The organism is Citrobacter sp. KTE30, assembly GCF_000398825.1.
GTDB classification, from domain to species: Bacteria; Pseudomonadota; Gammaproteobacteria; order Enterobacterales; family Enterobacteriaceae; genus Citrobacter; species Citrobacter freundii.
In genome coordinates this window covers 388,422-400,834 of sequence record NZ_KB976055.1, presented here as the reverse complement: position 1 = coordinate 400,834, position 12,413 = coordinate 388,422, and the positions used below count along the sequence as shown (strand labels likewise).

At 49.9% G+C, this 12,413-nt stretch carries 13 protein-coding genes and 1 tRNA gene; 10 read left to right on the top strand and 4 right to left on the bottom strand.

What is annotated here, in order from left to right; genetic code table 11:
• The first annotated feature begins 8 nt into the window (after positions 1-8).
• A tRNA-Leu gene (locus WC1_RS20780) sits at positions 9-94 on the top strand.
• Between the two features lie 40 nt (positions 95-134).
• On the opposite strand, the gene WC1_RS20785 is transcribed toward WC1_RS20780, so the two are convergent.
• Positions 135-371, bottom strand: coding sequence for a DUF1435 domain-containing protein (locus tag WC1_RS20785; protein WP_003845617.1), 237 nt, complete (start codon positions 369-371; stop codon positions 135-137).
• Between the two features lie 255 nt (positions 372-626).
• Between WC1_RS20785 and WC1_RS20790 the strand changes: the two genes are divergently transcribed.
• Positions 627-1,703: a GGDEF domain-containing protein gene (locus WC1_RS20790; RefSeq protein ID WP_003837249.1), complete on the top strand. Its 1,077-nt coding sequence runs from the start codon at positions 627-629 to the stop codon at positions 1,701-1,703.
• 108 nt (positions 1,704-1,811) lie between these two features.
• Positions 1,812-2,600 (top strand): siderophore-iron reductase FhuF, encoded by a 789-nt coding sequence (gene fhuF, locus WC1_RS20795; protein ID WP_003837247.1) that lies wholly within the window; start codon positions 1,812-1,814, stop codon positions 2,598-2,600.
• A 29-nt stretch (positions 2,601-2,629) separates the two neighbouring features.
• On the opposite strand, the gene WC1_RS20800 is transcribed toward fhuF, so the two are convergent.
• Entirely contained in the window at positions 2,630-3,973 is a 1,344-nt protein-coding gene (locus tag WC1_RS20800) for a PTS sugar transporter subunit IIC (protein WP_016149512.1), read from the bottom strand.
• 366 nt (positions 3,974-4,339) lie between these two features.
• Here WC1_RS20800 and WC1_RS20805 point away from each other — a divergent pair, with 366 nt between their 5' ends.
• Complete coding sequence (locus WC1_RS20805; protein WP_003019114.1) at positions 4,340-4,798, top strand: YbaK/EbsC family protein; 459 nt, start codon at positions 4,340-4,342, stop codon at positions 4,796-4,798.
• A 57-nt stretch (positions 4,799-4,855) separates the two neighbouring features.
• On the opposite strand, the gene bglJ is transcribed toward WC1_RS20805, so the two are convergent.
• Entirely contained in the window at positions 4,856-5,533 is a 678-nt protein-coding gene (gene bglJ / locus WC1_RS20810; RefSeq protein ID WP_016149510.1) for a DNA-binding transcriptional activator BglJ, read from the bottom strand.
• A complete protein-coding gene (locus WC1_RS20815; RefSeq protein WP_016149509.1) occupies positions 5,494-6,219 on the bottom strand; it encodes a helix-turn-helix transcriptional regulator in 726 nt (241 codons plus the stop codon). The genes bglJ and WC1_RS20815 overlap by 40 nt, the downstream gene beginning before the upstream one ends.
• A gap of 462 nt (positions 6,220-6,681) precedes the next feature.
• Between WC1_RS20815 and WC1_RS20820 the strand changes: the two genes are divergently transcribed.
• The 6 genes from WC1_RS20820 to opgB all read left to right on the top strand — a co-directional run bounded on the left by WC1_RS20820 (position 6,682) and on the right by opgB (position 12,410).
• Positions 6,682-7,458, top strand: coding sequence for a threonine/serine exporter family protein (locus tag WC1_RS20820; protein WP_003019122.1), 777 nt, complete (start codon positions 6,682-6,684; stop codon positions 7,456-7,458).
• Complete coding sequence (locus tag WC1_RS20825; protein WP_003019127.1) at positions 7,449-7,922, top strand: threonine/serine exporter; 474 nt, start codon at positions 7,449-7,451, stop codon at positions 7,920-7,922. The genes WC1_RS20820 and WC1_RS20825 overlap by 10 nt, the downstream gene beginning before the upstream one ends.
• A 123-nt stretch (positions 7,923-8,045) precedes the next feature.
• Positions 8,046-8,585 carry a primosomal protein DnaT gene (gene dnaT, locus WC1_RS20830; RefSeq protein WP_003019130.1) on the top strand — a complete coding sequence of 180 codons (540 nt, stop codon included), beginning with the start codon at positions 8,046-8,048 and terminating at the stop codon, positions 8,583-8,585.
• 2 nt (positions 8,586-8,587) lie between these two features.
• A complete protein-coding gene (gene dnaC / locus WC1_RS20835; RefSeq protein ID WP_003019133.1) occupies positions 8,588-9,325 on the top strand; it encodes a replicative helicase loader DnaC in 738 nt (245 codons plus the stop codon).
• Between the two features lie 70 nt (positions 9,326-9,395).
• Positions 9,396-9,887 (top strand): YjjA family protein, encoded by a 492-nt coding sequence (locus WC1_RS20840; protein WP_003830016.1) that lies wholly within the window; start codon positions 9,396-9,398, stop codon positions 9,885-9,887.
• 231 nt (positions 9,888-10,118) lie between these two features.
• Positions 10,119-12,410: a phosphatidylglycerol--membrane-oligosaccharide glycerophosphotransferase gene (gene opgB / locus WC1_RS20845; RefSeq protein WP_016149508.1), complete on the top strand. Its 2,292-nt coding sequence runs from the start codon at positions 10,119-10,121 to the stop codon at positions 12,408-12,410.
• The last annotated feature ends 3 nt before the right edge of the window (positions 12,411-12,413 follow it).

Genomic DNA, 12,413 nt, shown 5'->3' with positions numbered 1-12,413 from the left:
ATGACTGTGCGAAGGTGGCGGAATTGGTAGACGCGCTAGCTTCAGGTGTTAGTGTCCTTAGGATGTGGGGGTTCGAGTCCCCCCCCTCGCACCAATTATCTTATTTCCCTCTCGATTTCCTTCTCTAGTTTTGTTCATCCCTGATTCCAGTTCATTATTACCAGAACAATGCCACCAATCAGCGCCGCGCATGAAGGTAACAAAACAAAGTGCCGTAAACGCTTGTGGTACAACATGAGCGAAGTCAGTAGTAATCCTAATACAATCATCACCTTCCATACGTAGACCGACAGGTCGCTATATGCCATCCCGGCAATCAGCATTCCCGGCAGCAGAACACCCCATCCACTGCCCAGCGTACGTTGCAACATGATTCCACCTATGACACTGATAATGATAACCAATATCATATGATAAAATTTCTCATTTGTCAGCCGTGAAGCACTATCAATTATATGAGTTTTACTTAACGATTGATGACATGAATAACCCAAGGTGATAAATTGCTCACCGGTTAGCTCTTCAACTAAAAACAATAAAAACCTCTGCGAATGATACCCCGTTCGTTATTTGTTTTATTTACCAACACACCTTCGTACATTGCAGATAACTAACAATATTTACCTATGACAGTACAATCCTGGCGAACTCTGCGCACCAAAAAATACCAACTCTCTTTACGACTGTTTCTGCTGCTCAACGCAGTCTCCGCGCTGTTTACGCTTTTTTTCCCACTGTTTGCGGTCAAAGCCTTATCAGTATCGGCGTTGCTGATACTGGTGATGAGTACACTGCTGCTGGTATGGCATGGGAAATACGCAGATAAAAGAATTAATCTCCCTTTTATTTCAATCGTTTTTGGCTTGTTATGGGCGTTACACATATTATTGAAATATAATGCTTTAGGTCAGAATGATTATTATTTCCTGTTAATAGCGCTTCTCAGCGTACTGTTTATTGGCTCTATCGCTTTTGCCAATAATATCATCGCGTTTACGCTCCACTCACTCCCCTCCGTCGCCGTTTGTTTATGGCTTAACGGCAGCGAGCATGGTTTGCGGATTTTCTATTTTATGGCGCTGCCTATGGCCGGTATCGCCATCCAGCATGTGATACAAAAGCGCTACGATGGGTTCGCTCAGCAACTGATGTACAAACTGCTGGAAGAACGAGAAACCCTGAACGGGCTCAGCATGCTCGACCCGCTAACCGGTTTGTATAATCGCCGGGGGCTGCAACACCGGCTCGATACGCTGTTGGCCCTAAGTAATTCGAGACACTTCGTTCTGTTGCTGGATATCGACCATTTCAAATCCTATAACGATCATTACGGACATATGATGGGCGACCAGGCGTTGATCCGTGTTTCTGCCGCCATCCGAGACTCCGTCCGCTCCAGGGATGTGGTGGCACGTTTTGGCGGTGAAGAGTTTATGATTTTGCTGACCGCAGTCGATCCACAGCAGGCCCAGGCTGCCGCCGAACGTATCCGCCAGAAAGTATACGACCTTAAAATCCCTCACATGTTTAATGAGAGCGTGGCAACCAACGTAACCGTCAGTATCGGCATTGCACCTCTGGTCGAACAGGATATTGATGCTGCTATTGCCAAAGCGGATAAAGCCCTTTACGAGGCGAAGAATCTTGGGCGTAACAATACTCTGGTCAGCGATGAGCTACGGGTAAACTGCCCTTCTATCTGAGCTTTCTGTGCGGTGCCACCCGAGATGGCGACAAAGATCTTGCTATCGCTTAACACCAATTATAGGATTAGCAATCATTATCATTAAGATTAACATCCTTATATCGACATGGCTTATCGTTCCGCACCGATCGTTGAAGATGTCATCTGGCGTAGCCATCTCCCCTCAGAGATGCCCTCGCTGGCTGCTGCCGTACGCGCAACGATAGCCAAAACTCGCGAGCACTTGCTGGACTTCATTCGTCTTGACGAAACGCCTGTGCCAGGTGCAATGACGCTGCATGAATGGACGCAACCGACGACGCTAAGTTCATTGCTCGCTGTTTATTCAGACCATATCTATCGCAACCAGCCCACGCTGCCCCGCGAAAATAAGCCCCTGATATCTCTTTGGGCGCAATGGTATATTGGCCTGATGATGCCTCCGTTAATGGTGGCCCTGCTGACGCAAAAAGAGGCTATAGACGTCTCTCCTGAACACATGCACGTAGAATTCCACGAAACGGGCCGAGCAGCCTGCTTCTGGATCGATGTCCATCAGGATCATCTGGCTACAGCCCTGTCTCCTCAACAACGCATGGAAACGCTGATTCTCTCAGCGCTAACGCCGGTTGTGCAGGCGCTGGAAGCAACGGGTGAGATCAACGCAAAGCTTATCTGGAGCAACACCGGATACTTAATTCACTGGTATTTAACGGAAATGAAGCCGTTGTTAGGTGAAGAACTGCTGACCACGCTGCGCCAGACCTGCTTTTTTGAGAAACAACTTTCCTGCGGTCAGGATAATCCTCTATGGCGTACCGTTGTTCCGCGTGAAGGGCTGTTAGTGCGCAGAACCTGCTGCCAACGCTATCGCCTGCCTGACGTTCAGCAATGCGGAGACTGCACGCTGAAGTAAGCGAGGAGCCGTAGCCCCTCGCCAGATATTTATGCAACCTGCTGGTTTTCCTCTTCCATACGCTGCGCTTCTTCTTTTTCCTGCGCTAATAACTGCTTTTCGTAGACCTTAAAGAACGGGAAGTAGATAACGGCCGATACCAGCGCCAACAGCACCACCAGGATAGCCGCACGATAATCCCAACCTAACGCCCATGCGGCGCCAACCGGTGCCGGGGCCGTCCATGGAACCACTGAAATTACCCGCCCAATTAAATCCAGTTTCATCGCCGCCCACGCCAGTACCGCATTCACCATCGGAGCCAGCAGGAAGGGGATAAAAAACACCGGGTTCATGACAATCGGCGTACCGAATATCACCGGTTCGTTAATATTAAAAATGCTGGGGACCACGCTCAGACGCCCAATCGAGCGTAGATGAGCGGAACGACTCCGCAGATAGCAAATCACCAACCCCATCGTCGCGCCGGAACCACCAACCACAATGAAGAACGTCCAGAACGCTTCCATAAAGATATGCGGCAATGGCGCACCCTGCGCCAGCGACGACTGGTTCATCCCGAGATTGGTGAGCCAGAACATTTGCAGCATTCCCGATACAATAGCCGCGCCGTGAATACCGGCAAACCACAGCAGATGGCCGATCAATACCGCCAGCAGGATCGCCGGGAGAGAATCTGCAGCCGACACCAGTGGTTTGAAAATGGCCATAATGGCCTGCGGGATCAGCATGTCAAACTGCGACTGTATCACCAGGCTTAGCGGGTACAGCGTCAGCACCACCACCAGCACCGGGATCAGCAGATCGAAAGAGTTTTTGATCATCGGCGGCACCTGATCGGGTAAACGGATGCCAATGTTGTGCGCCTTCAGGAAGCGCATCATTTCAACGCAGTAAATGGCTACCAGGATGGCGGTGAAAATCCCCGTTCCTCCCAGACTATCAACCGGCATCGTGCCTTTGGTTTTTGGCGCGGCAATCAGCAAAAAAGCCATGATTGATAGCATCGCACACATAAACGGATCTAACTGATGCGACTTCACATAGTGCTTGCCCAGGTTATAAGCAATAGCCGCACATATGTAGACCGACATGATCCCCATCGTCATATCAAACGGTGTGAGGATTTGGCCTTCAAACTGTTTTGCCAAATCCAGCCACGCACGGGCGAATCCCCAGGTGGTATCCGGAGAAAACGGCGGATAGGCAAAAACCAGCAGAAAAGAGCCTACAATCATAAAAGGCATCGCCGAAATAAAACCGTCACGAATAGCCATGACATGACGTTGTGAAGAGATGCGCCCGGCAACAGGGCTAACATAGTTTTCAACAAAGCGGAAAATCACGTTAAACACAGCATGGTTAGTAGACATAGCCGTTCTCCCGTTGTGCAAAACCTTGCAACCGTGTTGGCATCAACACCACCACGTAAATCCCATTACCACTTTTCGCAACCGTGCCGGGGGGAACACCAGCACTACCGCTATTCGAGTTAAGTTTCATAGATGGCTCTTATTATGTGATACAGAGGAAGTGACAACTTCAGTATTAATCGTCATTTCAGCATTCTGCAACCGGTTACTGTAACCGGTTTCTTTGATTGTGAAGACGATCGAAAAACTGCTAATGTTGCTATATTGTTACAATAAAATATTTACAGTGCGGTTGCCCCTATGACAAATTACATCCTGCATGTTTTCTGCTGTGCAGGGTTATCTGTAAGCGATAGGGAGAGAAGAATGAGTTTGCAATCAGTACGTCAATTCCTGGCGCAACATGCACCAGATATTGAGATTATCGAATTAGATCAGAGCACAGCAACCGTTGATCTGGCAGCAAAAGCCCATAACGTTGAACCTGGCCAGATAGCGAAAACACTTTCGCTAAAGGTGAAGAACGACATCATCCTGGTCGTGGCAAAAGGTGATGCCCGACTGGATAATAAAAAGCTAAAGAGTACGTTCGGTGCCAAAGCCCGTATGTTGAGTAGCGATGAGGTCGTGAGCGCGACGGGGCATCCCGTTGGCGGCGTTTGCCCCTTCGGATTAGAAACACCGATTTCAGTGTACTGTGATGTTTCTCTGAAGCACTACGCTGAAGTGTTGCCTGCCGCAGGTGCCATCCACAGCGCGGTTCGCATCACGCCTGAGAGGATGGCTGAACTGACTTCTGCCACCTGGGTTGACGTGTGTCAGTAATGCTTCACGCGCCAAATCGGCGACCAAACCCGGCACAAAGCACGTCAACGTTGCCTGTCACGAAGCCGCCTGCATAAAAGGCGCTGGCTCGCCAGCTCGCAGGTACAGCAGGATATCGGCAGCATCCAGTAACCCGGCATCTGAGCTTACTCCCAGTTTGGACATCACATTAAATTTGTGTGCCCGAATGGTTTTAATGTTCCGTTCAAGCTGAGCGGCAATCTGCGGCATCGAATAGCCATTTGACATAAAGCGCAGTATTTCTCGTTCTGTCGGACTGAGCATGCGGCTTTGATTAATATACCAATGGTTTTTCGTGCTTTCGGTTCCTCGGCTTGGGCTGCTTAACGCCGTAAATAAAGCGTCCTGTAGCACCGTTAACGAAGAAGCTTTACTCACAACGCCATCCAGCGGCAAGGGGGACAAGGAGCCAATTAAACGCGCTTCAGCGTCATCATCGGCAATCACCACACGGCGAATCCGTGGAAAATTTATCGCCAGTTCCGTTAAATAGGCCAACCCAGCTCTGCGATCGCTTCTGATTGCAGAGAGAGAAAAAATAACTGCCGAAAACGACATCTTTAACATTGCCTGACTAAAAGTGGGCTGGCTAGAAAAGAGATGAAGTTTATATTGGTCATCTGGCATGGTATTAAATAAACTATTAATACCTACACTGCTCATTGTACACTTTTCTACCAGTGCAACGTTTCTTTTGATGATTCTGCTTTCCATTCCGTGGTTTCTCCATAAACTGAAGGTAAATTAAGTTCTCGCGATCCTTGAGAACTATTTATCCAGGCATACATTTCTGCATTGCTATTTATCGACAAGCGACGCATAGCGCTATTCTTTTGGGCACTGATTGTTTTATTGCTTTTCTTCAGCAACATCGCAATCTGATTAATTCCCCAGCCTTTCCCAAGGAGGCGCAGCACTTTCCTTTCAGAGAGAGTGAGGACTATTGAGCGCGCGCTATGATCTAACAATTGCGGCATGGCAGGTGGAGAAAGTAGTGTCTTACTTATTCTTTCTGCTCGCGCATTTCCTGCGTGAATGACGCTCACTAAACTTTCTATCGGCTCTGCATCAGAGAGCAGCGAACTGACAGGACACATCAGTAGCTCAATAGCCAAAGGATAAAAAATACGAGAGACGAGAAAGACCCAGTGAATATCACGGTATTGAGATAATAAAGAATAATATTGTTCGCAGAGTGAACGAGGATAATTGCAGTCTCCAGTTAAATCAGCAATCACCAAATCAGCGTACCGTAGTTGTAATAATGTTAGTTCTTCAACAGAACAACAGTATGTAAGTTCGTAATCGGCAAACTGCGCCTGTATTATACCTTTAAGCCCGGTCTGTATAATCGGTGATTTACTAATAATAATTGCGTTTTTGCAGCGTCCTTGCAACATATCCCCTCCACACTCACCAGTCCGTAATCGTACTTAATTCAGTTCTCCCGAATAAATTAATAGCCATTAATTCACGGGAAAATACTCCGAACAATAAACGGGGTGAATTGCTTATCCTTGGCGTTTATTAAAATAAAAGTATTGGCACTACAATCCAGATAAAGCCAAACTGTCAAGCTATTATTACATGATTACGCATAAATACGTTATTTGTAAAATTAAAATAACTACAATAGATCGTTAGCATGGCTTATGTATTTGCCATCCGGGTAAATAACGCTACATTACAGTCATGCGCCCTCTCATACCTCGGCGAGTGGGAAGTGTTAATATGCCATAACCGTATCGTCGGTGTCTTTTTTCGACACAAAGATTGATCTTAGCCAGAGCCAGCGGGCTCATGCTTCATGATAAAAGTAAACATTCGTCACTCAAAGAGATCCTTTTCAGTCAGAGCGAACCATGCAAACAGAGCAGTCGTCACAGCGAACGGTTACACGGTTATGTATTCAATGCGGTCTTTTTTTACTTCAGCATGGGGCAGAAAGCGCGCTGGTTGACGAGCTATCCACCCGCCTCGGGCTGGCGCTTGGCATGGATAGTGTAGAAAGCGCTATCTCCTCTAACGCTATCGTCCTGACCACCATTAAAGACGGGCAATGCCTGACATCAACGCGAAAAAATCAGGATCGCGGCATTAATATGCACGTCGTGACGGAAGTGCAGCACATTGTCATTTTGGCGGAACATAAACTGCTGGATGTTAAAGGCGTAGAGAAACGCTTTAGCCAGATTAAACCACTGCGCTATCCAAGATGGCTGGTCGCCCTGATGGTCGGTTTATCCTGCGCCTGTTTTTGTAAACTCAATAACGGCGGATGGGATGGTGCGGTGATCACCTTTTTCGCCAGCATGGTGGCGATGTATATCCGCCAGATACTGGCATCCCGGCATTTGCATCCGCAAATCAATTTTTGCATCACCGCCTTTGTGGCGACCACCATTTCAGGTTTGCTGCTGACGTTGCCGACCTTTAGCAATACTCCGACTATCGCTATGGCCGCCAGCGTGCTACTGCTGGTTCCGGGCTTTCCGTTGATCAACTCCGTCGCGGATATGTTTAAGGGACACATTAATACCGGACTCGCTCGCTGGGCTATTGCCAGTCTGCTTACGTTGGCGACCTGTATTGGCGTGATCGTGTCGATGACCTTATGGGGGCTGCGCGGATGGGCGTGATCGATTTCATACTGGCGCTGATGCAGGATATGATCCTGTCGGCGATCCCGGCGCTTGGCTTTGCCATGGTATTCAATGTCCCCCATCGGGCGCTCCCATGGTGCGCATTACTCGGCGCACTCGGTCACGGCTCACGAATGGTGATGATGACCGCAGGGTTTAATATTGAATGGTCAACATTTATGGCGTCGCTGCTGGTCGGCTGCATTGGGATCCAGTGGTCGCGCTGGTATCTGGCGCATCCGAAAGTCTTCACCGTCGCGGCAGTGATCCCCATGTTTCCAGGGATCTCCGCCTACACCGCCATGATCTCAGCAGTAAAAATCGGCCATTTCGGTTACAGCGAAGTGCTGATGATTACCCTGCTGACCAACTTCCTGAAAGCCTCATCGATTGTCGGTGCGCTCTCCATCGGTCTGTCCGTGCCAGGATTATGGCTGTATCGCAAACGTCCACGCGTTTAACGGTGCACTTTCTTTATTACCGTGCAGAGAGGGGAATCTCCCCTCACCTGCTGCTCTCCTTCTTCTCTGTGTTACTATAAAAGCAGTCCCCTTCTCGGTTGTTGTTCAGTATTGAGAAACATTATGCCCTGCAAAATTTTGACGCCAGACGTCACAAGCATTGACGCCTTATTACACGATCACCACGCTGTGCTGGCCAAGTCTGCGGGTGGCGCCGTAGCCGTATTCGCTAACAATGCACCAGCGTTTTACGCGGTGACGCCTGCGAGACTGGCTGAGCTGTTGGCGCTTGAGGAGAAACTGTCACGCCCGGGAAGCGATGTGACATTGGATGATCAATTTTATGAAGAGCCGCAAACCGCTCCCGTTGCCGTGCCAATGGGGAAATTTGCGATGTACGCTGCCTGGCAGCCTGATGCCGACTTTCAGCGTCAGGCCGCTTTATGGGGTGTAGCGTTGCGAGAGCCGGTTACTGCTGAAGAACTGGCCTCATTTGTTGCCTACTGGCAGGCTGAAGGCAAAGTCTTTCACCATATTCAGTGGCAGCAAAAACTGGCGCGCAGCATTCAGATTGGACGGGCCAGCAATGGCGGAATGCCAAAGCGCGATGTGAACAGCGTCAGTGAACCTGACAGCCACATTCCACCGGGTTTTAGAGGATAACGATGAAAAACGTTGGCGACCTGATGAAACGTCTGCAAAAAATGATGCCACCTAATGTCGAGCCCGCCTTTAAAACGGGCGAGGAGCTGCTGGCATGGCAAAAAGAGCAAGGTGAAATTCGTGCCGCAGCGCTGGCCCGCGAAAACCGGGCCATGAAAATGCAGCGCACATTCAACCGTTCCGGTATCCGTCCGCTGCATCAGAACTGTTCGTTCGAAAACTATCGGGTAGAGTGCGAAGGTCAGATGAACGCCCTGAGCAAAGCCCGCCAATACGTTGAAGAGTTTGACGGCAACATCGCCAGCTTTATCTTCTCCGGCAAACCCGGCACCGGCAAAAACCATCTGGCCGCCGCCATCTGCAACGAACTGCTATTGCGCGGCAAGTCGGTACTGATCATTACCGTGGCCGATATCATGTCGGCGATGAAAGAAACGTTCAGCAATCGTGAAACCAGCGAAGAACAGCTGCTCAACGATCTGAGCAATGTGGATCTGCTGGTGATCGACGAGATCGGCATGCAGACCGAATCCCGCTATGAAAAAGTGATTATTAATCAGATTGTCGATCGCCGTTCATCCTCAAAACGTCCGACCGGCATGTTAACTAACAGCAATATGGATGAAATGAACAAGCTGCTGGGCGAGCGCGTGATGGATCGTATGCGCCTTGGCAACAGCCTGTGGGTCATTTTTAACTGGGAAAGCTACCGTAGTCGGGTCACCGGTAAAGAGTATTAACGTATTAGGACCACTCCTAAGACTGCCAGCGCTATACTGCGCTGAAAAGGCATAACACGAGTTGCATATAATGATGAAAACTACCAAACGTCTGCTGTGCTGTGCGCTTGCCGCCAGCACGCTCATCTCCACCAGCGTTTTCGCTGCCTCCTGGCAGGACTCGCTCTCCAGCGCGGCCAGTGAGCTGAGCAAACAAAGCTCCGGCTCGCAAAGCAGCTCGTCGCTCTCTTCCCTGACCAGCCTGCTGAATGGCAGTAATCAGTCGTTGACCTCCAGCAGCATGAATAACGCCGCCGGGATCCTGGAATATTGCGCGAAACAGAAGCTGGCCTCGGTCACCGACACGCAAAACGTCAAAAACCAGGTGCTGGATAAACTGGGGCTCAGTGCTCCTGAGCAGAAGCAAGACACCAACTATATGGACGGGATTCAAGGTCTGCTCAACGCCAAAGATGGTCAACAGCTGGACCTGAACACGATTGGCAACAGCTCGCTGGCGAAGCAGGTTAAAACCAAGGCCTGCGATCTGGTGTTAAAACAGGGCATGAACTTCATTTCCTGACGCACGACATGCCGCGTATAACCTGCGCGGCATCTATTTTTTACCCCATTACATTCACACGTTAAATAACTAGTAAATCCCCTGCAAAAAACACACATATCTAAACCAATTCTGAATAACAACGTAATTTAATGTCACTACAATTGCAGCAATATAACATCGCTATTACATTGTGCTTTCCCCTAATGATTAGCCTGCCAGGCATGTGCCCGGTTTATTGAGGATCGACCGTTGTCAGAATTAATCTCCATCACTCTGTTTCTCGCTTCAGTGCTGATTTACGCCTGGAAAGCGGGTCGCAACACCTGGTGGTTTGCCGCCACGTTAACGGTGCTGGGGATTTTTATTGTCCTGAATATCACGCTGTACGCCAGTGACTATTTCACCGGCGACGGGATCAATGACGCGGTACTCTACACGCTGACCAACAGCCTGACCGGCGCGGGGATTGGAAAATATATTTTGCCGGGGGTCGGCATCGCGCTGGCGCTGACGACGGTTTTTGTCGCGCTCGGCTGGATCCTGCGCCGCCGTCGCCATCACCCGCATCATGTGGGTTATAGTCTGCTGGCCCTGCTGCTGGCGCTGGCCTCCGTTGACGCCAGCCCGGCGTTTCACCAGATAACCGAACTGGTGAAGTCGCAGTCGCGCGATGGCGATCCGGATTTCACGACGTATTATAAAGAGCCGTCGAAAACCATTCCCAACCCGAAGCTGAACCTGGTGTATATCTACGGTGAGAGCCTCGAGCGCACCTATTTTAATAACGACGCGTTCCCGGATCTGACCCCGGAACTCGGCGCGTTAAAAAATGAAGGTCTGGATTTCAGCAATACCATGCAACTACCGGGTACTGATTACACCATCGCTGGCATGGTCGCCTCCCAGTGCGGTATTCCGCTGTTTGCGCCATTTGAAGGCAACGCCTCGGCGTCGGTCTCAAGTTTCTTCCCTAACAATATCTGTCTGGGCGATATCCTGAAAAACTCCGGCTATCAGAACTACTTTGTGCAGGGTGCCAACCTGCGCTTTGCCGGCAAAGACGTGTTCCTGAAATCTCACGGCTTTGACCATCTGTACGGTGCGGAAGAGTTAAAAAGCGTGGTGGCGGACCCGGCCTATCGTAACGACTGGGGCTTCTACGACGATACCGTGCTGGACGAAGCATGGAAAAAATTCGAAGAGCTTTCGCGCTCGGGCCAGCGTTTTTCACTGTTTACCCTGACCGTGGACACCCATCATCCGGATGGATTTATCTCACGTAGCTGCAACCGTAAACGTTATGACATCGACGGGAAGGCCAACCAGTCGTTCAGCGCGGTCGGCTGCAGCCAGGAAAACATTGCCGAATTTATCAATAAAATCAAAGCATCGCCGTGGTTTAAAGATACCGTTATCGTTGTTTCTTCCGATCATCTGGCGATGAACAACACCGCATGGAAGTATCTGAACAAGCAGGATCGTAACAACCTGTTCTTCGTGCTGCGCGGCGACCAACCGCAACAGGACACGCTGGCGGTAAAACGTAATACGATGGATAACGGCGCAACGGTACTGGATATTCTCGGCGGCGATAACTTTATCGGTCTTGGCCGTAGCAGCTTGTCTAGCGAATCCGTGTCGGAAGTATTCCTGAACATTAAAGAAAAAATGCTGGCGTGGAAGCCCGATATCATTCGTCTGTGGAATTTCCCGAAAGAGATGAAAGAGTTCACCGTCGACCAGGACAAAAATATGATCTCCTTCTCCGGCAGCCATTTCCGCCTGCCATTGCTGCTGCGTGTATCGGACAAACGCGTAGAGCCGCTGCCGGAAAGCGAATACTCGGCCCCGCTGCGCTTCCAGCTGGCGGATTTCGCCCCGCGCGATAACTTTGTCTGGGTCGATCGCTGCTACAAAATGGCGCAACTGTGGGCGCCGGAGCTGGCGCTTTCTACCGACTGGTGCGTTTCACAGGGTCAGTTAGGCGGGCAGCAAATTGTGCAGCACGTCGACAAAGCCAAATGGAAAAGTAAAACCGTATTTAAAGATACGGTGATCGACATGGAGCGCTACAAAGGTAACGTCGATACGCTGAAAATTGTCGATAACGACATTCGCTACAAAGCAGATAGCTTCGTTTTCAACGTGGCGGGCGCGCCGGAAGAGGTGAAACAATTTAGCGGTATTTCACGCCCCGAATCCTGGGGACGCTGGTCCAATGCGCAGCTCAGCGAAGAAGTAACGATTGAGTACAAAGCCCCGCTACCGAAGAAATTCGATCTGGTCATTACCGCGAAAGCCTTCGGTGACAATGCCAATCGTCCGATCCCCGTGCGCGTTGGCAACGAGGAACAGACGCTGGTGTTAGGCCATGACGTCAGCACCACTACCTTACATTTTGATAACCCGGCGAATGCCGATACGCTGGTTATTGTTCCACCCGATCCGGTCGCCACCAACGAGGGCAATATTCTCGGTCACTCACCGCGTAAGCTGGGGATCGGGATGGTTGAAATCAAAATAGTGGCTGCTCAGGGATAAAAA